Origin of the sequence: Tenacibaculum larymnensis (assembly GCF_028829235.1) — a bacterium.
GTDB classification, from domain to species: Bacteria; Bacteroidota; Bacteroidia; order Flavobacteriales; family Flavobacteriaceae; genus Polaribacter; species Polaribacter larymnensis.
Genome location: NZ_JAIWJY010000015.1, coordinates 23331 through 47972 on the forward strand (window position 1 = coordinate 23331; position 24642 = coordinate 47972).

At 33.5% G+C, this 24642-nt stretch carries 23 protein-coding genes, 1 pseudogene and 1 riboswitch; of the genes and pseudogenes, 17 read left to right on the forward strand and 7 right to left on the reverse strand.

Going from position 1 to position 24642, the window contains the following annotated elements; genetic code table 11:
- From LCI24_RS16155 to cysM, 12 genes are all read left to right on the forward strand, one after another.
- Complete coding sequence (locus LCI24_RS16155) at positions 1-609, forward strand: phosphoadenosine phosphosulfate reductase domain-containing protein (RefSeq protein WP_274641336.1); 609 nt, start codon at positions 1-3, stop codon at positions 607-609.
- A gap of 11 nt (positions 610-620) precedes the next feature.
- Entirely contained in the window at positions 621-1526 is a 906-nt protein-coding gene (cysD, locus tag LCI24_RS16160; protein WP_274641302.1) for a sulfate adenylyltransferase subunit CysD, read from the forward strand.
- A gap of 122 nt (positions 1527-1648) precedes the next feature.
- Positions 1649-2896, forward strand: coding sequence for a sulfate adenylyltransferase subunit 1 (locus LCI24_RS16165; RefSeq protein WP_274641303.1), 1248 nt, complete (start codon positions 1649-1651; stop codon positions 2894-2896).
- Between the two features lie 13 nt (positions 2897-2909).
- Complete coding sequence (locus LCI24_RS16170; protein WP_274641304.1) at positions 2910-3257, forward strand: 4Fe-4S dicluster domain-containing protein; 348 nt, start codon at positions 2910-2912, stop codon at positions 3255-3257.
- A 37-nt stretch (positions 3258-3294) separates the two neighbouring features.
- Positions 3295-5397, forward strand: coding sequence for a HEPN domain-containing protein (locus tag LCI24_RS16175; RefSeq protein ID WP_274641305.1), 2103 nt, complete (start codon positions 3295-3297; stop codon positions 5395-5397).
- Between the two features lie 14 nt (positions 5398-5411).
- Positions 5412-6179 (forward strand): uroporphyrinogen-III C-methyltransferase, encoded by a 768-nt coding sequence (gene cobA, locus LCI24_RS16180; RefSeq protein ID WP_274641306.1) that lies wholly within the window; start codon positions 5412-5414, stop codon positions 6177-6179.
- Between the two features lie 13 nt (positions 6180-6192).
- Positions 6193-6783, forward strand: a complete 591-nt coding sequence (locus tag LCI24_RS16185; protein WP_274641307.1) for an HPP family protein — start codon at positions 6193-6195, stop codon at positions 6781-6783.
- A 42-nt stretch (positions 6784-6825) separates the two neighbouring features.
- Positions 6826-7404 carry a precorrin-2 dehydrogenase/sirohydrochlorin ferrochelatase family protein gene (locus LCI24_RS16190; protein ID WP_274641308.1) on the forward strand — a complete coding sequence of 193 codons (579 nt, stop codon included), beginning with the start codon at positions 6826-6828 and terminating at the stop codon, positions 7402-7404.
- Between the two features lie 98 nt (positions 7405-7502).
- A complete protein-coding gene (locus LCI24_RS16195) occupies positions 7503-8558 on the forward strand; it encodes an NAD(P)/FAD-dependent oxidoreductase (RefSeq protein WP_274641309.1) in 1056 nt (351 codons plus the stop codon).
- A 135-nt stretch (positions 8559-8693) separates the two neighbouring features.
- Entirely contained in the window at positions 8694-9029 is a 336-nt protein-coding gene (locus tag LCI24_RS16200) for a 2Fe-2S iron-sulfur cluster-binding protein (protein WP_274641310.1), read from the forward strand.
- 23 nt (positions 9030-9052) lie between these two features.
- Positions 9053-9796 carry a serine O-acetyltransferase EpsC gene (gene epsC, locus LCI24_RS16205; RefSeq protein WP_273694171.1) on the forward strand — a complete coding sequence of 248 codons (744 nt, stop codon included), beginning with the start codon at positions 9053-9055 and terminating at the stop codon, positions 9794-9796.
- 19 nt (positions 9797-9815) lie between these two features.
- Positions 9816-10703, forward strand: coding sequence for a cysteine synthase CysM (gene cysM / locus LCI24_RS16210; RefSeq protein ID WP_099214595.1), 888 nt, complete (start codon positions 9816-9818; stop codon positions 10701-10703).
- Positions 10704-10872: 169 nt separating this feature from the next.
- On the opposite strand, the gene LCI24_RS16215 is transcribed toward cysM, so the two are convergent.
- The 3 genes and pseudogenes from LCI24_RS16215 to LCI24_RS16225 all read right to left on the reverse strand — a co-directional run bounded on the left by LCI24_RS16215 (position 10873) and on the right by LCI24_RS16225 (position 13772).
- Complete coding sequence (locus LCI24_RS16215; protein ID WP_274641311.1) at positions 10873-11337, reverse strand: hypothetical protein; 465 nt, start codon at positions 11335-11337, stop codon at positions 10873-10875.
- Between the two features lie 1029 nt (positions 11338-12366).
- Positions 12367-13089 carry a DUF6348 family protein gene (locus LCI24_RS16220; RefSeq protein WP_274641312.1) on the reverse strand — a complete coding sequence of 241 codons (723 nt, stop codon included), beginning with the start codon at positions 13087-13089 and terminating at the stop codon, positions 12367-12369.
- Positions 13090-13348: 259 nt separating this feature from the next.
- Positions 13349-13772 (reverse strand): annotated as a pseudogene (locus LCI24_RS16225) (NAD(P)H-dependent oxidoreductase).
- 834 nt (positions 13773-14606) lie between these two features.
- Here LCI24_RS16225 and LCI24_RS16230 point away from each other — a divergent pair.
- On the forward strand, positions 14607-15110 hold the full coding sequence (locus LCI24_RS16230; RefSeq protein WP_274641313.1) for an ecotin: 504 nt from the start codon (positions 14607-14609) through the stop codon (positions 15108-15110).
- Between the two features lie 87 nt (positions 15111-15197).
- On the opposite strand, the gene LCI24_RS16235 is transcribed toward LCI24_RS16230, so the two are convergent.
- The 4 genes from LCI24_RS16235 to LCI24_RS16250 form a co-directional block, all read right to left on the reverse strand.
- Positions 15198-15662: a cupin domain-containing protein gene (locus LCI24_RS16235; RefSeq protein WP_274641314.1), complete on the reverse strand. Its 465-nt coding sequence runs from the start codon at positions 15660-15662 to the stop codon at positions 15198-15200.
- A gap of 166 nt (positions 15663-15828) precedes the next feature.
- Positions 15829-16284, reverse strand: coding sequence for a DUF3291 domain-containing protein (locus LCI24_RS16240; protein WP_274641315.1), 456 nt, complete (start codon positions 16282-16284; stop codon positions 15829-15831).
- A gap of 18 nt (positions 16285-16302) precedes the next feature.
- Positions 16303-17502, reverse strand: a complete 1200-nt coding sequence (locus LCI24_RS16245; RefSeq protein ID WP_274641316.1) for a caspase family protein — start codon at positions 17500-17502, stop codon at positions 16303-16305.
- 153 nt (positions 17503-17655) lie between these two features.
- Positions 17656-18060, reverse strand: coding sequence for a hypothetical protein (locus tag LCI24_RS16250; RefSeq protein WP_274641317.1), 405 nt, complete (start codon positions 18058-18060; stop codon positions 17656-17658).
- A gap of 252 nt (positions 18061-18312) precedes the next feature.
- Positions 18313-18417, forward strand: a riboswitch (SAM riboswitch).
- Positions 18418-18467: 50 nt separating this feature from the next.
- Here LCI24_RS16250 and LCI24_RS16255 point away from each other — a divergent pair.
- From LCI24_RS16255 to LCI24_RS16270, 4 genes are all read left to right on the forward strand, one after another.
- Complete coding sequence (locus tag LCI24_RS16255) at positions 18468-19484, forward strand: homocysteine S-methyltransferase family protein (protein ID WP_274641318.1); 1017 nt, start codon at positions 18468-18470, stop codon at positions 19482-19484.
- A gap of 3 nt (positions 19485-19487) precedes the next feature.
- Positions 19488-22163: a methionine synthase gene (metH, locus tag LCI24_RS16260; protein ID WP_274641319.1), complete on the forward strand. Its 2676-nt coding sequence runs from the start codon at positions 19488-19490 to the stop codon at positions 22161-22163.
- Between the two features lie 238 nt (positions 22164-22401).
- Complete coding sequence (metF, locus tag LCI24_RS16265) at positions 22402-23358, forward strand: methylenetetrahydrofolate reductase [NAD(P)H] (RefSeq protein ID WP_274641320.1); 957 nt, start codon at positions 22402-22404, stop codon at positions 23356-23358.
- Between the two features lie 287 nt (positions 23359-23645).
- On the forward strand, positions 23646-24434 hold the full coding sequence (locus LCI24_RS16270; protein ID WP_274641321.1) for a PhzF family phenazine biosynthesis protein: 789 nt from the start codon (positions 23646-23648) through the stop codon (positions 24432-24434).
- Positions 24435-24642: the final 208 nt, after the last annotated feature.

The window sequence follows — 24642 nt, forward strand, 5'->3', positions numbered from 1 at the left end:
ATGAATTTAGAAGCAGTAAACGCAGAGTTAAAAAACAAATCTCCAAAAGAGATTATTGTTTGGGCATTACTACAAGCAAATAAAGCCGTAGTAACTACAAACTTTCGTCCCTATGAAGGAGCTATTTTAAACGCAGTAGCATCAGTAAAAAACAGTATAGATGTTATTTGGTGTGATACAGGATATAATACTCCACAAACTTATAAACATGCCGAAGAGTTAATTGAAAAACTACAGTTAAACATTCAGTTGTATGTACCTAAACAAACAGTAGCACACAGAAACATCACTTTAGGTTTACCAACAATAGATGATCCAAAACATGCTGTTTTTACTGAACAAGTAAAATTAGAACCTTTTAAAAGAGCAATGAATGAACACAAACCAGATGTTTGGTTTACGAATTTAAGAAAAGGACAAACTGCTTTTAGAGATAGTATTGATATTGTTTCAAGAAGTAAAGACGGAGTATTAAAAGTAAGTCCATTTTACCATTGGTCAGATGAGGAGTTAGATACTTATTTAGAAGAAAACCAGTTACCAAACGAGTTTAAGTACTTCGATCCCACAAAAGTAGAAAGTAACAGAGAATGTGGTTTACATATTTAAAGAACATGATTATGAATACAGAAACTATACAAGTAGGAGCTTTAGAAAGCGAAGCCATATACATATTAAGAGAAGTAGTCGCGCAATTTGAAAAACCGGTGTTATTGTTTTCGGGGGGCAAAGATAGCATAACACTGGTGCGACTTGCTCAAAAAGCATTTTACCCAGCAAAGATTCCATTCCCTTTATTACATATTGATACAGGGCATAATTTTCCTGAAACGATTGAATTTAGAGACCGTTTGGTAAAAGAATTAGGAGTTGAGTTAATTGTACGTGAAGTACAAGACAATATTGATGCTGGTAAAGTAAAAGAAGAAACAGGAAAATACGCAAGCCGAAACATGTTACAAACCGAAACGTTATTAGATGCCATAGAAGAATTTGGTTTCGACGCATGTATCGGTGGAGCGCGTAGAGATGAAGAGAAGGCAAGAGCTAAAGAGCGAATTTTCTCAGTACGAGATGATTTTGGGCAATGGGATGAAAAAAATCAGCGTCCAGAGTTGTTTGATATGTTGAATGGAAGAATCGATCTAGGTCAAAATGTACGTGTTTTCCCAATTTCTAACTGGACAGAATTAGATGTATGGTCGTATATACAACAAGAACAAATTGAAATACCATCTATATATTTTGCACATAAAAGAGCCACCTTTATTAGAGATGGATTGATTTGGTCTGCCAACGATGAGGTGGTGTATAGAGAAGAAGAAGAAGAAGTACGTGAACGTATGGTACGATTTAGAACCGTTGGAGACATGAGCTGTACGGCAGCGGTTTTATCAGATGCAATAGATATAGATACTGTAGTAGATGAAATTAGAGAATCAACCATTTCAGAAAGAGGAGCAAGGATTGATGATAAACGATCTGAAGCAGCGATGGAGAAACGTAAACAACAAGGATATTTTTAAAAAAGGATGTTAGCTATTAGTCTTTGGCTGTTAGCATTATAAAACTTAATAATATAAACTAAGCAAAAGTAGCTAATAGCTAAAAACCAAAAGCTAATAGCCTATTGCCAACAACATAAAAAATGAACGTAGTAAAAATAGCAACAGCAGGAAGTGTAGATGACGGAAAGAGCACACTAATAGGGCGAATTTTATACGATACAAAATCATTAACCCAAGATAAATTAGAAGCGATAGAAGAAAAAAGTAAACAACGTGGGTTTGATTACTTAGACTTTTCTTTAGCCACTGACGGATTAGTAGCAGAACGCGAACAAGGAATTACTATTGATGTAGCTCACATATATTTTTCAACACCTAAAACCAGTTTTATTATAGCTGATACTCCAGGTCATATAGAGTATACTAGGAACATGGTTACAGGAGCTTCAAACTCTCAAGCTTCTATCATTTTAGTAGATGCAAGAAATGGGGTAGTAGAGCAAACCTATCGTCATTTCTTTATCAATAATTTATTAAGAGTAAAAGATGTAATAGTAGCTGTAAACAAAATGGATTTGGTAGACTTTTCAGAAGAAAAATTCAATCAGATTAAAGGTGAGATAGAATATCTAGCTAAGAAGAGCGACTATCAAAATCAAAATATCACATTCATACCTCTTTCAGCTTTAAAAGGAGATAATGTTGTGAAGTCTTCAGAAAACACCCCTTGGTATAAAGGAGAAACTTTATTGAATCACCTTGAAAACTTGGGGTCTGAAGATACGCAAGAAGTATCAAAAGCACGTTTTCCAGTACAAACTGTTATTCGCCCAAAAACAGATGAATACCATGACTTTAGAGGGTATGCAGGAAAACTGTACGGAGGCGATTTAGTGGTAGGAGATAGCGTAACGGTATTACCATCAGCAACAAAATCTACCATAAAAAGTATTCAGTTTTTTGATAAAGAATATGCAAGAGCAAAAAGAGGAAGCTCTGTAAACATAACCTTAGAAGACGATGTAAATGTAAGTAGAGGAGATATGTTGGTAAAAACAGGAGAAGAACCTTCTGTGGTAAAACAGTTAGAAGCTACCATTTGTTGGATGGATAAAACGCCATTACAAGCTTCTCAGAAATATTACATCAAACATGGAGTAAACGATGTGCAAGCAAAAATAACAGCACTAACATCTTTAATTCGTACCGATTTTTCTGGAAAAGAAGAAACTCCATCTCAATTATCACTAAACGAAATTGGAGAAGTGAGTTTAAAAGTAAGCAAACCATTGTTTGTTGATTCATATGAGGAAAATAAAGCAAACGGAGCGTTTATAATCATCAATCCAAAAACCAATACTACATCAGGAGTTGGTTTTATCAAGTAAATAATAAAAAGTTATGGCAATAATCATTACAGATGAGTGCATTAACTGCGGAGCTTGCGAACCTGAATGCCCAAATACAGCCATTTATGAAGGAGCAAGTGACTGGAAGTATAACGAAGGAACCTCACTACAAGGAAATGTAACCTTATTAGATGGAACTTCGGTAAATGCAGAAGAGGATAATGAACCAGTATCAGACGAATACTATTTTATAGTACCCGATAAATGTACTGAGTGTAAAGGATTCCATGAAGAACCACAATGTGCAGCAGTATGCCCGGTAGATTGTTGTGTACCAGATGATGCACACGTAGAAACCGAAGAACAATTGTTAGCAAAACAAGAGTTTTTACATAACTAATATCAACGCCTTTATAAGCAAACAACTAGTAAAACAGATGCAAAGTTTTAGATCAGAAATAGAAAACCCTTTAGTAGAAAAAGATATCCTAGAGTTAGAGCGTAAAATACGTTTGTTTAACGAAGGAAAAATAGATGAAGAACGTTTTAGAAGTTTACGTTTAGCCAGAGGAATTTACGGTCAACGCCAATTTGGAGTACAAATGATTCGTATTAAGTTACCGTATGGTAAAGTTACAAGTGAACAATTACACAGAATAGCAGATGTTTCCGATGAATATTCAAGAGGGCGCTTACATATTACCACACGTCAAGATATTCAAATTCACCATGTAAGTTTAGACAGAACACCTGAGTTATGGGCACAGTTAGAGAAAGATGATATTACGTTGCGTGAAGCATGTGGTAATGCTGTACGAAATGTTACGGCTTCAGAAACTGCGGGAATCGATCCGAAAGAACCATTTGATGTAACACCGTATGCACACGCTACTTTCCAATTCTTCTTACGTAATCCCATCTGTCAAGAAATGGGAAGGAAGTTCAAGATGTCTTTTTCTGCAACAGAAGAGGATACCGCATTGAGTTTTATTCATGATTTAGGATTTATTGCTAAAACAAAAATAGTAGAAGGTAAAGAAGTAAAAGGATTCAAGGCATTATTAGCTGGAGGATTAGGTTCACAACCACGTCATGCAGATGTAATTTATGAATTTTTAGAAGCAGATTTATTGATACCAACTATCGAAGGTGTTTTACGTGTGTTCGATCGTTATGGAGAACGTGCTAAAAGAGCAAAAGCCCGCCTAAAATTCTTGGTAAAAGATTTAGGAGTAGATGCTTTTCTAGAATTAGTAGCTGAAGAAAGAGCAGCATTAGCGTATAAAACGTATCCGATAGATACTACCGATTTTGAGCAAGATATAGTTTTTGAAACGAGCGAAGTTCCCTCTGTAGTTATAGAAGATAAAGAAGCGTATCAAAACTGGAAAACAACGAATGTTTTTAAGCAAAAACAAGATGGATTATACGCGATAGGTATCAAAGTACATTTAGGAGACTTTTATACCGATAAAGCACGGTTGTTAGCTGATTTAATCAAGAAATATGGAGCAAATGAGTTACGCTTTACACTACGTCAAAATATTTTGATTCGTCACGTAAGAGAAGAGTTTTTACCATTTTTCTATACAGAATTACATAAGTTAGGTTTTGCAGAGGCAGGATATAACAGTTTGAATGACATTACTGCATGTCCTGGAACCGATACATGTAATTTAGGTATTGCCAGCAGTACAGGAATAGCGGCTGAGTTAGAGCGTGTGTTAAAAGCAGAATATCCGCAGTATGTAAATAATAAAGACATTACCATTAAAATTAGTGGATGTATGAATGCTTGTGGACAACACAACATGGCACATATTGGTTTTCAAGGAATGTCTATAAAAGTAGGAAAGTTGTTAGCACCAGCCTTACAAGTATTAGTTGGAGGAGGAGTTTTAGGACAAGGAAATGGACGTTTTGCTGATAAGTTGATAAAAATACCAAGTAAAAGAGGACCAGAATCTTTACGAATCTTATTAAACGACTTCGAAAGCCATAAACAAGCAGATGAAGACTTCTTAAACTATTACGATAGACAAGGAAAAACATATTTCTATGAGCTATTAAAAGAATTATCAGACACCACCAATTTAACAGAAGACGACTTTATTGATTGGGGACACGATAAAAATTATGTAAAAGCGATAGGAGTAGGAGAATGTGCTGGAGTGGTAATCGACCTAGTAGCAACCTTACTGTTTGAAAGTGAAGAAAAGTTAGAAAATGCAACGCATGCATTAAACAGTAAACAATGGTCAGATAGTATTTACCACGCTTATGCGGCTATGGTTAACACTGCCAAATCCTTGTTAACAGCAGAAGGAGCAAAAACGAATACACAAGCAGGAATCATTACCAATTTTGATGAACTGTTTGTAGCAACAAATAAAATAGAATTATCAAGTTCATTTGCAGAGTTGATTTATCAAATCAATAAAAATGAACCTACGGAAGCTTTTGCAAAAAAGTATTTAGAAGAAGCATCATCATTTTACAAAACAATTGATGCCTACAGAAAAGTAGCCGTAGAAAGTTAAAAAAGGAGAGTCCAATGAAAAATCAACCGAAATTAACCGTAGTAGGTGCAGGACCAGGAGATGCTGATTTAATCACCTTAAAAGCTATCAAAGTATTAGAACAAGCCGATGTGGTATTGTATGATGCGTTGGTAAATAACGAATTGTTAGAATATGTAAACCCGAGTGCAGAAGTAATCTTTGTAGGAAAGCGCAGAGGATGTTACCGATATCAACAAGAACAAATTAATGAGTTGATTGTTGCAAGAGGATTTTCTCACGGACATGTAGTACGTTTAAAAGGAGGTGACCCTTTTATTTTTGGTAGAGGATCAGAAGAAATGGAATACGCAGCTAAACACGGGTTAGAAGTTGCTGTAGTACCGGGAATTTCATCTTCATTAGCAGTACCAGCATATCAGAATATTCCGTTAACAAAAAGAGGAAGCTCAGAAAGTTTTTGGGTAATAACAGGAACTACAAAACAGCACCAATTGTCAAACGATGTTGCTTTAGCAGCAAAATCAAGTGCAACGGTTGTTATTTTAATGGGTATGGGGAAACTCTCAGAAATCATTCATCTTTTTAAAGAAGAAGGAAAGAATGAATTACCGGTAGCAATTATTCAAAATGGAACAACTCCTGAAGAAAAAATAGGAATTGGTACTGTAGATACGATAGAAGAAGTAGTGGCTAAAAACAACTTGAGTAACCCTGCTATTATTGTGTTAGGAGAGGTGGTAAATCACAGGCAGCAATTGCTTCAAGTGCAACAAGAAGCCGTTTTAAAAGAAGTGGTATAAAGAAGTTTTAGTAATGGTAAAACAAAGAATTCAAAGAAGCATTAGAATAACAAAATATATTCTTTATAAAGAAACCTTACTTGATTTTAAAGAAAGCTTTTGGTCATTTATCGGTGCTTTTTTTGGTATAGGTATAATTGCTTTTATTCAATCATTCTACTTACCAGATATTGAAAATATTTTTTTAATAGGCTCTTTTGGAGCATCTTGTGTTTTAATTTATGGAGCAATTCAAAGCCCTTTAGCACAACCTAGAAACTTAATAGGAGGTCATGTAATATCTGCTATAATAGGAGTAACTATATACAACTTAGTACCAAGTGTTGTATGGATTTCTGCACCACTAGCTGTTTCATTTTCTATCATAGCAATGCAGTATACAAAAACACTTCACCCACCAGGAGGAGCTACGGCATTAATAGCAGTTATTGGAACTGAAAAAATTAAATCATTAGGATATATGTATGTTTTATCTCCTGTATTAACAGGAACTTTAATTCTTTTTGTAGTAGCTCTTTTATTTAATAATATGACAAAAAGCAGGTGTTATCCTACCAATAGGAAGTATACAAGATTCTTTAAAAAGAAAATAGAGAACTATTAAAAAGGTGGGCAACAATATTAAATAAATTTAAAATGAGTATTAATGAATGAAGAAAGAAATAACCTGTACCCAATCTTTTTAAAAACTAAAGAATTAGAGGTATTAATTGTTGGAGGTGGATTTGTTGCTGAGGAAAAATTACGATTTTTATTAAAATCAAGTCCTGATGCTATCGTAACCATAGTCGCTCCATTCTTTAGAGAAGAAACCGTTGAAGTAGCTAAACAAGGTAAGGTGAATATGATAACGGATAGCTACAATGATACCTATTTACAAGGAAAACATTTAGTGATTGCAACAACAAATGTTCCTGAAGTAAATATACAAGTATATAAAGACTGTAGAAGTCAAAATAAGTTAGTGAATGTAGCAGACAATCCACCGTATTGTGATTTTTACATGGGTGGAATTGTAACTAAAGGAAATGTAAAAGTAGCCATTTCAACCAATGGTAAGTCACCAACAACCGCTAAGAGATTACGTCAGTTTTTTGAGGAAGTAATCCCAGAAGATATTAATCAATTAGTACAAAACTTAAATAGTTACAGAAAAACCATAAAAGGAAACTTTGAACAAAAAGTAGAAACATTAAATAAGCTAACAGAGAGTTTAGTAAAGTAACGTCATTGCGAACAAAGTGAAGCAATCTGTTAGTCGATAAACAGATTACTTCGTCTTCCAACTTGTTGGAATTCTCGTAATGACAAAATAAAGAGAACATGATACAAACAGATATATTAATTATAGGAGCAGGTCCTACAGGGTTATTTACCGTTTTTGAAGCAGGGTTATTAAAACTACGTTGTCATTTAATTGATGCCTTACCACAACCAGGAGGGCAGTGTTCAGAAATTTATCCGAAGAAACCTATTTACGATATTCCAGCATATCCAGAAATTTTAGCAGGAGATTTAACAAAGAACTTGATGGAACAAATCAAGCAGTTTGAACCTGGATTTACTTTAGGGGAACGTGCTGACACCATCGAAAAACAAGACGACGGAACGTTTATCGTAACCACCAATAAAGGAACCAAACATCAAGCACCTGTGGTAGCTATTGCAGGAGGATTGGGAAGTTTTGAACCTCGTAAACCACCGATTCCAAATATTGCTGATTTTGAAGACAAAGGAGTAGAGTACATGATTAAAGAACCAGAACTGTATCGTGATAAAGATGTAGTAATTGCTGGGGGTGGAGATTCTGCTTTAGATTGGTCTATTTTCTTAACAGATGTAGCAAAATCGGTAACCTTAATTCACCGAAGAAATGAATTTAGAGGAGCGTTAGACTCTGTAGAAAAAGTTCAAGAGTTAAAGAATTTAGGAAAGATAAACTTAATTACACCTGCTGAGGTAAAAGCAGTATTAGGAGAAAATCATGTAAAAGGTGTTGTAGTAGAAGAAAAAGGGAAAGAACCTTACATGATAGATACTGATCATTTTATCCCATTATTTGGATTAGCGCCAAAGTTAGGTCCTATTGCCAACTGGGGATTAGAAATTGAGAAGAACGCTATAAAAGTAAACAATGCCTTAGATTACCAAACGAATGTAGAAGGTATCTATGCCATTGGAGATGTAAATACTTATCCAGGGAAACTAAAATTGATTTTGTGTGGATTCCATGAAGCAACACTAATGTGTCAAAGTGCTTACCAACGTATCCATCCAGATAAAAAATATGTGATGAAGTATACCACTGTTGGCGGTGTAGACGGTTTCGACGGAACAAGAAAAGAAGCACCAAAAGCGGTAGTAAAAGCAATTCAATAATTGGGGATTAGGATGAAAGTAGTTAGGAACTGAGCGGATAAGTTTGTTGTAATTACAAGTTTTAAGTAAAAACTCCTTCACCAACAAAACTAAAATAGCCACCTAACTACTGATTCCTTTAAGAAATTGTTACAAATGGATAATCAAGACATCAATATAAAAATAACAGACCGTGAAGGTGTAATGCATGAGGTAGTTGCTCCGACAGATATGGCAATGAACTTAATGGAAGTAGTTCGATCATACGAATTAGCTCTTGAAGGAACTATTGGAATCTGTGGAGGAATGGCCATGTGTGCCTCTTGTCAATGTTATGTGAAATCGAATCATGAATTGCCAGAAATGAACGATGATGAAGACGCGATGCTAGCAGAAGCATTTCATGTAGAAGAAAATAGCCGATTAGGATGCCAGATTCAAATGACTCCCGAATTAGAAGGACTTGAAGTTGAGCTAGCTCCTGAAAGTTAGTTATTTTTGTAAAAAATTAGTAAATGCAATTCAAACAATACGATTTATCATTAAAAGATGATGTAGAAAACTTTACAAAACAATTATTTTACGCATTGTTTAATGATGTATGTCAAGAAAAAGCAAACCATTTAAAAGAGAAGTTTATAAAAATTTTAAATGGCTTGGCTATTAAAAATGCTTCAGAAGCATGGGCTGTATACCAACAAACATTTTGTGGAATACGAGAAAAGTTAGATTTAGATGCCAAGGCATTTGAAAAAACTGATCCTGCCTGTAAAAGCTTAGGAGAAGTGTATTTAGCCTATCCGGGTTTTCATGCGATTGCTGTGTATCGATTGAGTCATGAATTGTATAAAATGGAAATTCCTATTTTACCAAGAATGATGAGTGAATACGCGCATGGGTTAACAGGAACAGACATCCATCCAGGAGCAGCAATTGGCGATTCGTTTTTTATAGATCATGCAACAGGAATTGTTATTGGAGAAACCACCATTATTAAAGAAAACGTAAAAATATACCAAGGAGTTACTTTAGGAGGAATTCAAGTTAAAAAAGAATTAGCATCCACAAAAAGACATCCAACAATTGAAAATAATGTAACCATTTATGCCAACGCAACTATCTTAGGAGGCGATGTAGTAATAGGAAGAGATAGCGTAATAGGTGCAAATGTTTGCGTAACCACCTCTGTACCCGAAGGATCTATTGTAACCTATGAGTCAGAAAATAAAATAACCACTAGAAAATCCTATGTTAAATGATGTAGGTACCAAATTAACCATGAAAACTAAAACAATTATAGATAGTATAGGGAATACGCCACTAATAGAAGTTTCAAACATTCTTCAAAAAGAAGGCGTAAAACTATTATTAAAACTAGAAGGAAATAACCCTGGCGGAAGCGTAAAAGATAGAGCAGCGTTTAATATGATTGCTGAAGCTATTAAAAGGAAAAATATTCGTCAAGGAGATTATTTAGTAGAAGCAACTAGTGGAAACACAGGAATTGCGTTAGCACTCATGGCAAAAGTATTAGGAGTAAATATGGTATTGGTTATGCCAGAAAACTCTACAGAAGAACGTGTAAAAACCATGCGTGCTTACGGAGCTGAGGTGATTTTAACGGATGCAGAAAAAGGTATTGAAGGTTCTAGAGATGTAGCCTTAGAACTACGCTATAAAAAAGGCTATTTTATGCTAAATCAGTTTGAAAACACTGATAACTGGAAAGCACATTATAAAACTACAGGTCCAGAAATTTGGAATGACACTGAAGGGGAAGTAACTCATTTTGTATCGGCGATGGGAACTACAGGTACTATAATGGGAGTGTCTACTTATTTAAAAGAACAAAACCCAGAGGTACAAATTGTAGGGGCACAGCCTAAAGATGGAGCTAGAATACCAGGAATTCGTAAGTGGTCGCCAGAATACCAACCAAAATTCTTTAACAAAAGTAAGGTAGATCAAGTGGTAGAGCTAGATGAAAACGATGCTAAAAACATGACCAGAAAGCTAGCACAAGAAGAAGGTGTTTTTGCAGGAATGAGTAGTGGAGGAGCGGTACATGCAGCCTTAGAAATAGCCAAAACGATTGACAAAGGAGTGATTGTAGCTATTATTTGTGATAGAGGCGATCGTTATTTATCTTCAGATTTATTTCAATAGATTGTCTTTACGTATTTTATAATATAGAAACTCCCGCTTAAGCGGGAGTTTCTATATTATAATCTTATTAGAAAACCGTTTTTATTTAAGCATATATTCTTTTTTAAATATATACAAACTTTCGGGTTAGGGTTTGTTAGCTACATTTTATAAACGGTGTTGTAGCCCATTATTTCCATTTTCCTTTTCCTCTTCCTTTGTTTTTTCCTTTTCCTTTGTTTTTTCGTTTAGACTTATTCTTTTTGGAATTAGCATTATTCTTTAATTGGTGGAACTCCGCAGAACCAGGTTTTATTCCTGCTTGCTTTGCTATGTATCCCCAACCTTTATTTTTATGTGTTCTATAAATGGTAATCATATCATCTATCGATCTTCTTGACAATTTAGATATCTCTAGAGCCAAATAAATTTCTCCTGCCTTCATACCTAAACTTCCTCCCATGTATTTAATTTTTCCTTCAGAAACATTATAGGAAATGCTCAAACGAGTCTTAAAAGCTCCAAAGTTTAGATTAGCATCGGTGTTAATGATATTCAAATCAGAATCTAATTGAGTATTTCCTGTGTTAAAGGAAATTTGAGCAGAGGCTGAATAAGTAAAAATTGATAGGAGGATAATAAATAAGTTTTTCATGTTTTGGGGTTTAATTAAACAAATCACTTGTGACAAAAAAACATACCACTGTTTACATCTAGAACAACTGTAATACACCTTATTATAAAAGAACAAAAACTTCTTTTATCCGTGTGTTTAGATATAACAAATGGAATATTTTCGTAATACGTTGGCGAATGTAAAACAAAATAAAAAACCGTACAAAAATGTATGGTTATACTATTGATAAAGACGTAATCGTAGTAGTTATTTTTCGATAGAGACAATTGCTGTCTATCTTCAGATTGGTTTCAATAAATTGTCTTTATTTATTTAAATCAACAATTATCTATTAAAAACTAGTTAGCGTTAATTTAGTTTTATATCAGTAATTGGCTCTTTATTCTATTATATATGCTGAGTTATAAACTTTATTAATTTCGAATTTTAAATTTAATACCTACTTTATTCAATTCCATTTCTATTTTTTCCCAGAAATTAGGTTTTATTGAATCCATATAATAAGTATGATCCTTAAGGTTACTTTTTGAATTAATTACAATGCCATACCAGCCTCCTTCAGCTGTTCTTTTTAGAATTCTAGAAACAGATTTAATATCATCTATTTGATATGTCTTTTGAATCCAGAAAAAACATAAATTTTTAATAATAATTTCTTTTGGGGTTATAATAAGATAATAAAGGATTATGGTGAGATAACATAGCAGAAAAACTCAAAAAAAGTATAAAATAGAAAGAAACAATATACCAGTTTTTTAAATACATTTTAGTTTGCAAAATCATAGCAAAAAAAGAAAACCAAGAAATAAATATTAATATCACTCCTACAGAGAAGAAGGTGTACTTTTTGAAACTAATAATTTTACTTTTTCTCATCCAGTATTAAATTGTTACGTTTTTTAGAAACTACTCTCTTTTTCCAGAATGAAACATAATTCACTAGCATTACACTTTCCCATATCTTTGTGAACAGTGCTAATAAGAGTAATGTTTGGTGTTAAGAGGTTTATAAATAGTATTATAGGTGTGTTTTGTTATGGCTAGTTTTTAATCAAAAGCATCACATCTTCTAAACATGATAAACTGTTTGTGCCCTAAAAATTCACCTTTATCTTTCCAGGTTTTTGCGTAATTTTCTAAGAGAAAATATCCTTCCTCCCAAACTTCATTATTTAACAAGCATTCACCAGAAATTGTTCCATCTGGTTGACGAGAAATATAGAGTTTCAACCAGTTTAATTTTTTGTCAGAAAGCTTGTTTTTCAATTGACTTTCTACAATTGAATATAAATTTATTTCAGTGTCAGTTTCAATCCATTTTCCTTGAAATGAATTTTCGCTCATTTTTGGATGCCAAAGTATTTCTCTACCTGCCGAGTTTGATTTGAAATCAAATTCTTCTAAATGACTATCTGTAAAGCTATCTATAATAGGAAGAAATATGTTAGATAAATAATTTTCTATAGCAGATTTAACTTTTTGCTCAGCAGTATTTCCTAATCCTACTATACTAGATTCAATTCCATTAGGAAAATACTCTTTGTTAATAGTTATTACTAATAAAGGTAACAAAGAAGGATGAAAATCTCCAGGCATAATTGCTGTTGCTATTTCAATCTCCGAATTAACTATTATAGCAGCATATTGAGTTGAAAACTCTACTGAATTTCCTTTTTCTTCAATGCTTTTTTTTAACTCATGTAATAGATAAGTATTTATATCTATCTGTTTTTCTATCTTTTTTGGTTTTAAAAAGTCAAATATTCCCATTCAGCTTCTTTTTTAGTTGGTTTTCAAATTGCCTATAACTTGTTTATATACGCATAAAATACGTCGTTATACAACCAAAAAGGAGGTATAAGAGCATTTTTATTGTTTTTTATTCTGTTGCTATATTCCTTGTATAGGAAATCAAAAAAAGGAAATGGTAGCAATTTTTATTTTTCTTGTTTCAAGCACCCAATATAAAACAAAATAAAAAACCGTACAAAAAATGTACGGTTATACTATGATATTTCATGTATGGTAATTACTTATACTCTATAAAAAGGCTCTCTATAGGTTTTCTCACTTTGTAAGTGTGTTGAGAGCTATCTTCTTCAGAGCGATAACCAACAGGAGCAACTACAGCAGCATTTAAACCTAACTTATTCAAGTCCAATATTTTGTTATAAGCTTCGGCGTCAAAACCCTCCATAGGACAAGCATCTATTTTAAGTTCAGAGCAAGCATTAAGCAAATTGCCCAAAGCAATGTAAACTTGGTTAGAAGTCCATTTGTTCTTTTATTATACTGTCTTCTATAATCAAAACGGTATATAGTTGAAGACCATAAGAAGAAGGAGCTAATTGAATAGCTCTTTTTAAAAGTTCTATCTGTTGTGCTGAAACTTTTTTAGAAGCATCAAATTTTTTAGTAGCGTATCGCCACTCAAGGTTGTCTATTAAAGTCATACTATTATTGTTTAAGAAAACAGCAAAATTAAAAGGGGAGTAGTTACAATGCCTTTACATATGTTGATTCAGCAATTTTTTACATTTTTTCTTTCCCAAAGGAGTTTGGATAGAAAATCCAAGTAAACGAAACCGTCAGCGAGCTTCGCTGGTCTTTCCTCAAGGCAACGAAACCATCAGCGAGCTTCGCTGAGCTTTCCTCAAGGAAACGAAACCGTCAGCGAGCTTCGCTGAGCTTTCCTCAAGGCAACGGAACCGTCAGCGAGCTTCGCTGGTCTTTCCTCAAGGCAACGGAACTATCAGCGCGTCACGCTGAGCTTTCCCTAAGAAGGAATAAAGCTGGTTTTGAATGTAAACAAACAATTTTCTATTAAAAAGGCAAAAATCAACGTTGAAACTTTTAGTAAGAAACTCTTTATTAAATATTTAGTAACTTTAATGTAGGTTACTAAAAATGATTACATGAGAACTCTATATACCTTAATTGGAATAGCATATCTTCTGTTCGTAGTGGTGACGTCGTACATGATTCTAGTCGAGCCACTCATAAACGCATGTAAAAAAAGGAAGAAAGAAAAATAATATGTTATTACAAGTATTTTTCTTTCATAGCAATTGCATCAAAAGGGTAACCGTAGCAACAAATAAAACAAAAGAACTATTATCTAGGTATTTAGCATAAGGCTTTAAATTAGCAGAGAATGTGTTTGTATTCTAACACCACTTTTAATAGTTGTTAAAAGAATGGTAAATGATTTAACAATGAATACAAAAGTCTTAGTTAGATGAACCTTTGGCATACATATTGAAAAGCTCTAGGAAAATTATTTTATTATGAGAACAATTTCAGGGCAAATCACCAAATTATTTTTAATAACATTCTTAACGATTACTACTATGACTGTAGGGCAAACCTCTTTTAAAAAAGTAGATGTATCAATATATCCTAAACCAGAAAAAGGGTTTAAACAAATGGTTATAGAAGTTCCTCATTCAGCTAATGATAGTAACAAAAAAATAGAATTTGTTATTGGAAAATGGATGGAAGTAGATACTTGTAATAAGCACGGTCTTGTAGGAAGTATAGAGAAAAAAGATCTTAAAGGGTGGGGGTATTCGTATTATGATTTCAAAACTGATGGCGGAGTTATATCTACTCGAATGGCTTGTTTTGAAAGTAGCATAGTAAGAAAATTTATTTCTAGCCAGCCACAAACAGTAAGGTATAATGGGAAATTACCAATTGTTATTTATGTTCCAGAAGGTTACGAAGTTCAATTTAAGATATTTGAAGCAGAGGATGATGTGTATCATGCTAGTGAGGTAAAACAAAAATAAACTTAAAAGCGCTGTGATTTATTATAGCTTTATATAAGAAAAGCAGCAAATACTATTTGCTGCTTTTCTTATTTGTTATAACAAGTATTACTTTTCTTCTTTAATAGGTACCGCATCAAAAGGATCTACCATTGCGATAAATAAAACACAAGGACCATTATTTAAACATTTAGCTCTATGTGGTTTTTTTGCAGGACCATAAGCATAAGATCCCGCTTTTAATACGGTAGCTTTTTCTCCTTGGTATTGTACTTCTAAATCTCCTGAAATTAAAATCATTCGTTCAGGTGATTTATGTGTATGATATATAACTTCTGTATTAGGTTCTATTCTAAAGAAAAAATCTAAATTAGGTTTAGATATATCACCATGAAGTATTGTAAAAGAACAATTAGGAAAGAAATCAGGAGCAGGAAGCCATTTCAAACTCTTATTATTAACAGTTGTAGCAATAGAAGTTTCAGTATTTGAAACACCATTACTTTGAGCATTTAATCCGATAGCTAAAAAAGCTAGGATAAGGGTTAACAGATTTAGTTTGTTTGTTTTCATCTTGTTGATTTTTAGTTACTTAATATAATTAAAAATATTTAAGATTTCAAGTAACATTAACTTGTTTGTTATCTTCTTCCGAAAATAATAACTAAATCAGAATAATAATAAACGAAAATGTAGAAGTATAATTATTAGCTAGTTTAGCTAAGAATTAAGTTGTTAGTTACTCTTTTGGCATTGGAATTTTATTTCTGAAATCAAAAGCTATTTCTGAAGCACCGTTTTTTTGTAGATAATCTAATTTATCAACAGCTTCTTGTATAGTAGGGTATTCACCTTCTGGTACCCACCACATCGCGGTGTACACCTTTCCGTAGGAATGAAACCATTCTTTTCTTCTTTTCAAGAAATCTGTATGAAAAGTCTTGTACACAAAATCACCCAAAGTCTCAATAGATTCCCAAACAGAAACATTAATAATTACCTGTTCGTCATTATAAGGATTGAAACTTGTAGCGTCATTATTCTCGTCTTTTAGCCTCCAAACAAAACCGTCACTGTTTTCAGCCAAATTGTTAACTCGGTCTAAATTATCTACAAACTCTTTCATAATAGGATCTTCAATATTTACTCCTTTCATTCGAGCTACATTGATTTCTGCTATATGGTACTTTTTCATAGGTGTGTTTTTTTAATGTTATTTTATTTTTCCTTCTTTTTTAAGATTTAAAACCATTAAAGCTAATGCTTCCGCTTGATTTTTTCCCCAAGAAATCAAATTATTATATTTTCCGTCTTTGGTTAAACTAAAGGCTACCATTTTTCCTGCGCATCTACAAATAGCCATATATGGTGTTCTAGTAATCATAGTTTTTTGAACAGTTACTTCAGCATAATTATATTCTTCAACATCTTTTTTTGTAAGCCTATCATAACCTGTCATATGAGCGATATAAGTATTAGTGTCTATTTCAATCATTTCAGGAATCATATCGTGCAGTTCCTGTGCAAGGAATGCAGAACATAATTTCTTCTCTTTTTTAGAGGAAATATCAATATAAATTTCTCCTTTATTGTCAAAATATGAGAATATACTATTTTGATTTATACCACTATCTTTTAATTTTTGAGCAAGTTTTATATCGATTGTTAATTTACTAATTTCATTTTCTTTTTTTTCTTTTGCTTTATTTGGTTCAAAAACAATCATTCCGCCTTTGTGACCACAGTTTTCTATATGAGCAGCGATTGACTGTTGTTTTGAGTTCTTAGAAGTGTATTTAATTACGTGATTAAATAAATCACCTGAAATAATAGGTTCATTATTATTTTCTAAAAATTCACAAATTGCTCTTGAAAACGGACTTCCAACTCCAGGTTGCCCATCAGATACTTTTTCCTCTCTTCCAGATGTTAAAATCCATCTAGAATCCAAATTCTTAATTTTATCAAAGCTTGAATTATTGTTTCCAGACCTTGTTTGAGTTAAAAAAGTTCCAGAAAAACAAGAGTCAGATACAAGTAGTAAATGTTTTACTTTTATTCCTTCTATTATATCTATTACAGTTGAATTAGGAATATAGTCGCTAATACTATTAGAAGCATCAGATGGAATCCAAAACCCTTTATTGGTTATTGAATGTTTTTCTCCGTGACCTGCAAAATAAATAATTAAAGTATCTTCTACATTTACAAGACTTGTGATTAAATTAAGTCCTTCTATTATATTTTTCCTTGTTGCTATTTTGTCTGTAATTGGTTCGTTTAAAATTTCGTAATTATACTTTTCAATTAGAACTTTTGAGAATCTTTGAGCGTCAAGTTTAGCATTATTCAGATTAGGAAATAAGTTACTGTTATATTCATCAATAGCTATTGTGTAAATGTAATTGTTCATTTTTTCTAATTGGATACAACGTATTTGTATAACTGTTATTACAGGATTAAAGTTACATATTTCGTTTAAGAACTAACGTTAGCAATTCCGAGTGGATTCGGACGTAGTCGAATCCGCCGTAATTGCGGTTATACATTGCTGTGCATAGTGTTTTTATTTTTCAGTTAATGGATTTCCATAAGCTCCTTTTTCCGAAATTGCTTTTGAGTAGGACATTTTATTTAGCGTATCCATTTTTAAAAATTCGGTTTCGTTTATTGAAATTCGGATGAGATTATTTTCCCATACTATTTTTAGATTCTCATTTTTAATTCCGCTCTGAATAGAAAATTCATTCGCAAAGTTTTTCCTCAAAGGTGGTTGAAAATCCTTTGCAATAAATTCTTTCACATTTTCAACAGATTCAACTAGAGTTCCACGAGAACATAAAAATCCTTCGAATTCGATTTGATTGTTAGAATCAAGAACATATGCCCAAACTGAATGTTGGTCACTATCAATTATTAAATTCCGATTTTCAGTTTCGTTATATTCAGTCAGATAAATTTCAGTTTCCAATTTAGCTTGATTTTCGTTTTTCGGACATTATGCACTACTCGTTATAAAAGAATAAAAACTACTTTTATCCAGAGTATTGAAGGTGATTAACGGAAGTTTCAGCAATTTTATTCTTCTCATTTTTAAGCATCCAATATAAAACAAAATTATGTTGTTACCTAGTAGCAAAAGTGGTCTTTTTACTTTTATCTATTTTTAGTTTTGGTAACTAAAAAATAATACTATAACTTTGCCCCGTTCATTAACGTATTGATGTTATCAAGAAAGGTGGAGGGAATAGACCCTTTGAAACCTTAGCAACCCTTTGTGCAAACAAAGAAGGTGCTACATTCTACTGCTTCGGCAGAGAGATAACGAAAAGAATTTTACTTCCTCTTTTCCTGATAACATTACACTAAATATCAGGAATGTCAAACATTTATCAAGAAATACAAAAACGAATCCTCGTGCTCGATGGTGCTATGGGAACCATGCTTCAGGAATATAAGTTTACTGAAGAAGATTTTCGCGGAGAACGTTTTAAAGATTACCCAACACCGTTACAAGGAAACAACGATTTGTTGTCAATCACACAACCAGAAGCTGTAAAAGAAGTTCATAGAAAATACTTTGCTGCAGGAGCAGACATTGTAGAAACCAACACTTTTTCAGGAACTACTATTGCCATGGCAGATTACCAAATGGAAGATTTGGTATATGAGTTAAATTATGAATCTGCCAAAATAGCCAAAGAAGTAGCTGAAGAGTTCACTGCCAAAGAACCACACAAACCTCGATTTGTAGCAGGCTCTATAGGGCCTACCAACCGTACGGCAAGCATGTCTCCAGATGTAAATGATCCAGGATACAGAGCCGTAACCTTTGACGAGTTACGCACTGCTTATAAACAACAAGTAGAAGCTTTAATTGATGGGGGATCAGATATTTTGTTAGTAGAAACTGTGTTTGATACCTTAAATGCTAAAGCCGCTTTATTTGCTATTGAAGAGGTAAAAGCTGAACGAAACATAGAAATTCCTATCATGGTTTCTGGTACGATTACTGATGCTTCAGGAAGAACATTATCAGGACAAACAGCTGAGGCTTTTCTAATTTCTATTTCTCATATTCCGCTACTATCTGTAGGGTTTAATTGCGCTTTAGGAGCCAATTTATTACAACCTCATTTAGAGGCGATAGCCTCTAAAACGGACTTTGCTATTTCTGCTCATCCAAATGCAGGATTACCCAATGCCTTTGGAGAATATGACGAAACTCCAGAAGAAACAGCGGAGCAAATAGAAGAATATTTAAAGAAAAACTTAATTAACATTATAGGAGGGTGCTGTGGTACCACACCTAAACATATTTCAGCGATTGCAGCGGTAGCCGCTAAGTATAAACCACGTAAAGCTGAATTTGTTGCAACAGTACAAAATAGTTAATAGATGATTGAGAAAAGACGATATATGAAGTTATCTGGTTTAGAACCGTTAATTATTACACCCGAAAGTAATTTTATCAATGTAGGTGAACGTACAAACGTAGCAGGATCGCGTAAATTTCTTCGATTGATAAAAGAAGAAAAGTTCGATGAAGCCTTGGCAATTGCGCGTCATCAAGTAGATGGAGGAGCGCAAATCATCGATATTAATATGGATGATGGTTTAATTGAAGGGAAAGAAGCGATGGTACGTTTCTTAAACTTAATAGCTTCTGAACCTGATATTGCCAGAGTTCCTATTATGATTGACAGTTCTAAATGGGAAATCATTGAAGCTGGATTGCGAGTAGTACAAGGAAAATCGGTTGTAAATTCCATTTCTTTAAAAGAAGGAGAAGAAAAGTTTATTTGGGAAGCTACGCAGATTAAACGATATGGAGCCGCAGTAATTATCATGGCTTTTGATGAAGTAGGACAAGCAGATACTTACGAGCGAAGAATTGAAATTGCAGAGCGTTCGTATAACATATTAACTGACATTGTCGGTTTTCCGCCAGAAGATATCATTTTCGATTTAAATATTTTCCCAGTGGGAACTGGAATGGAAGAGCATCGAAAAAACGCACTAGATTTTATTGAAGCTACCCGATGGGTGCGCGAAAATTTACCGCATGTTAGTGTGAGTGGAGGAGTAAGTAATGTATCATTTTCATTTAGAGGAAATAATGTCGTTCGTGAAGCGATGCATTCGGTATTCTTATACTATGCCATTAAAGCAGGAATGAATATGGGAATTGTGAATCCGACAATGTTAGAAGTCTACGATGATATTCCGAAGGATTTATTAGAACATATTGAAGATGTTGTTTTAGATAGAAGAGATGATGCAACTGAACGCTTATTAGAGTTTGCAGAAACGGTAAAAGGAACTAAAAAAGAAAGTAGTGAGCAGGTTTTAGAATGGAGAAGTTTACCGTTGCAAGACCGTATAACACACTCTTTAGTAAAAGGAATAGATGCTTTTATTGAAGAAGATGCAGAAGAAGCACGCTTAAGTGTAGCGAAACCATTACATGTAATTGAAGGACATTTAATGACGGGGATGAATGTAGTAGGAGACTTGTTTGGTGCAGGGAAAATGTTTTTACCACAAGTAGTAAAATCTGCCCGAGTAATGAAAAAAGCAGTTGCTTACTTAAACCCGTTTATTGAAGCTGAAAAAAGCGAGGAACAGCAAGCTATTGGAAAAATATTGATGGCGACCGTAAAAGGAGATGTACACGATATTGGTAAAAACATTGTATCAGTAGTATTAGGCTGTAACAATTATGAGATTGTTGATTTAGGTGTGATGGTTCCACCAGAAAAAATCATAGAAACCGCTAAAAAAGAGAAGGTAGATGCTATTGGTTTAAGCGGATTGATAACGCCTTCGTTGGATGAAATGGTGTATTTAGCCAAAGAAATGGAACGTCAAAATTTAGAAATTCCATTATTGATTGGTGGGGCAACTACCTCAAAAGCACATACGGCTGTAAAAATAGACACACAGTATAAAAATGCAGTAGTACACGTTAATGATGCTTCAAGAGCGGTAACCGTAGTAGGAGATTTGTTGAACCAAGAAACCTCTAATGAATACGTAGCCAAATTGAAGAAAGATTACGAAGAATTTCGTGATAAGTTCTTAAAACGAGGAAAACAAAAGCATTACATACCTATTGCAGAAGCAAGAGAGCGAAAATTTAAAATAGATTGGGATACTACGAATATTACCAAGCCTAGAGAACTAGGAATACAAAAACTAGAACAAGTAAGTTTAAAAGATTTGGTACCGTATTTTGATTGGAGTCCGTTTTTCCGTTCGTGGGATTTACACGGAAAGTTTCCTGATATTTTAGAAGATGAAGTAGTAGGGGTAGAGGCAACTAATTTGTTTGCAGATGCTCAAAAAATGTTACAACAAATTATAGAAAAGCAAGCATTAAAGCCCAAAGCTATTTTTGGTTTGTTTGAGGCAAACTCTATTAACGATGATGATATTTCAGTTCAAAAGAAAGGAAAAGAAGTCACCATATTTAGAACCTTACGTCAGCAATTAAAAAAGCGTGAAGGTAAACCAAGTTTTGCCTTAGCTGATTTTATTGCGCCTAAGGAAACAGATAGATCGGATTATATAGGGGCTTTCTGTACAGCCATTTTTGGTGCTGATGAATTAGCGCTACAATACAAAGAAAATCACGACGATTACAATGCAATTATGGCACAAGCTATTGCCGATCGTTTTGCTGAAGCTTTTGCTGAATATTTGCATCACAGAGTAAGAACAAAACATTGGGGTTATGCTTCCGAAGAAAATTTAACGAATGATGAATTAATAAAAGAGGATTATAAAGGAATTCGTCCTGCTCCCGGATACCCTGCATGTCCAGATCATTTAGAAAAAGAAACGATTTGGGAACTTTTACAAGTTGAAGAAAATATAGGGGTTAGCTTAACAGAAAGTTTAGCCATGTGGCCAGCAGCAGCAGTTTCAGGATATTATTTTGCCAATGAAGAAGCTAAATATTTCGGTTTGGGTAAAATAACAGACGACCAAGTAAGAGATTTTGCAGAGCGGAAAAACATTCCCTTAGAAAAAGCCAGAAAATGGTTACACCCAAACATATCAGACAATTAAGAATAATTTAAAAATAAACAAACAAAAGAGCGTATTTAATTAACAATAAGTTTTAAGTTAGGTAAACTAAAAGCTAGAAAACAGTAGTAATATTGCCATATAAAAAATCAATAAAATTAGACAAATGAAAAAGTATAATTTAGAGATTCGATTTGCAATACAGCTACTGGTAATGGCAGCAATATCGTTGATTGCAGCTTCATTGGTATAGTTAAATACGCCTTTATAAGATACACTTATGAAGGTAATAGAACATTTAGAAAAAGCTAACGGAACATCGTTGTTTTCGTTTGAAATACTTCCACCGTTAAAGGGAGACACAATAGAGTCAATATTTAAAAATATTGACCCATTAATGGAGTTTAATCCCCCGTTTATAGACGTAACCTATCATCGTGAAGAATACGTGTATAAAGAGTTAGGAGACGGACTCTTAAAAAAACAAGTAGTAAAAAAACGTCCGGGTACTGTCGGTATTTGTGCGGCTATTCAAAATAAATATCAGGTAGATGCTATTCCGCATATTTTATGTGGAGGGTTTACTAAAGAAGACACTGAAAACTTCTTAATAGACCTCGATTTTTTAGGAATTGATAACGTAGTTGCATTACGTGGTGATGCAGTAAAAAGCGAAACTTATTTTAAACCTGAAAATGATGGGCACGCGTATGCAAGTGAGTTAGTTACGCAAATAGAAAACTTAAATAAAGGAAGGTATTTGGATGATGACTTACAAAACTCATCAAAAACCGATTTTTGTATTGGTGTAGCAGGGTATCCTGAAAAGCACATGGAAGCACCAAGTTTAGATTCTGATATTCACTTTTTAAAAAAGAAGATAAAAAATGGAGCAAACTATGTGGTAACACAAATGTTTTTCGATAATCAAAAGTATTTTGAGTTTGTAGAAAAATGTAGAGAAGAAGGTATAACCGTTCCAATTATTCCGGGTTTAAAACCTATTTCAACCAAAAAACAGTTGAATTTAATTCCACACCGTTTTAAGGTAGATTTACCTGATGCATTGGTAAAAGAGGTTGTGAATTGTAAGAGTAACGCAGAGGTACGACAAGTAGGAGTAGAGTGGTGTATTGCTCAAAGTAAAGAGTTACAACAGAAAGGTGTACCTATTTTACATTATTATTCAATGGGAAGATCAACTAATATTCAAAAAATTGCAGAAGCAGTTTTCTAAGATAAATCGTCATTTCGAACCGAAGGAGAAACCGTAAGGTTTAGCGAAGCTAAATCTCATTAAAGTTAATTACAAACATTCTTAAGATTTCTCACACTTCGTTTCACTCGGTTCTAAATGACGTTAACAAGAGTTTTTTTGTTACTATATTATCTATGTCATTCCGAACGGTAGAGAGGAATCTCAAATAATAGAGTAAGAAATTTTTTTAATGTTGTTATGATGTGGTTATGTCTTTTATGTGACAAAATTGAAAGTAATATATTTACGTGTTAAATAAAGAAAAGATGAAATTACCATTATACCAAATAGATGCTTTTACAGATAAAGTATTTGGAGGAAATCCAGCATGTGTTGTTCCGTTACAAGATTGGCTTCCTGATGAAGTTCTTTTAAAAATAGCAAAAGAAAATGCGGTGGCAGAAACAGCATTTTTTGTTGATAAAGGAGAGAAAATACATTTAAGGTGGTTTACTCCAGAAATTGAAATGGATTTATGCGGGCATGCAACACTTGCTACAGCTCATTGTTTACATTCAATTTTAAATTATCCTCATAACGAAATAGTATTTGAAACATTAAGTGGTGATTTAATTATTACGATTGAAAAGGACTTTTATTCGATGGATTTGCCATCTCGAATGCCTGTTGCTTCTGAGTTACCTGAAGTCATTCAGAAGTCTTTAAATATACAACCTAAAGAGGTTTTAAAATCTAGAGATTATGTATTAGTATATGATTCTGAAGAGGAAATAAAAAATATAAAAGTAGATAGACAGACCTTTGATCAAATAAATTTAGATCCAGGAGGGGTAGTAGTTACAGCTGTAGGAAATAATTCCGATTTTGTATCAAGATATTTTACACCACAATCCTCTATTTTAGAAGACCCTGTTACTGGTTCTTCTCATTGTTCATTGGTGCCATTTTGGAGCTCTCGATTGGATAAAGATAATCTTGATGCAATACAAGTTTCTGAAAGAGTAGGAGTGTTAAAGTGCCAAAATAAAAAGGATAGGGTCATAATTAGCGGTAAAGCTAAAACGTATTCAGAAGGAAACTTATGGATAGAATAACGAGTGTTTAAAGAATTGTCATTTCGAACCTAGTGAAACGAAGAGTGAGAAATCTTATGAAAGCCTGTTATTAGTTTTAATGAGATTTCTCCCTTCGGTCGAAATGACGAACAGTCATTGTGGGGAGAATATGATGAAGTAATCTGTTTATTTAGAATTCAAAATATAAAGATTGCTTCACTCTGTTCGCAATGACGTACTTATCTTC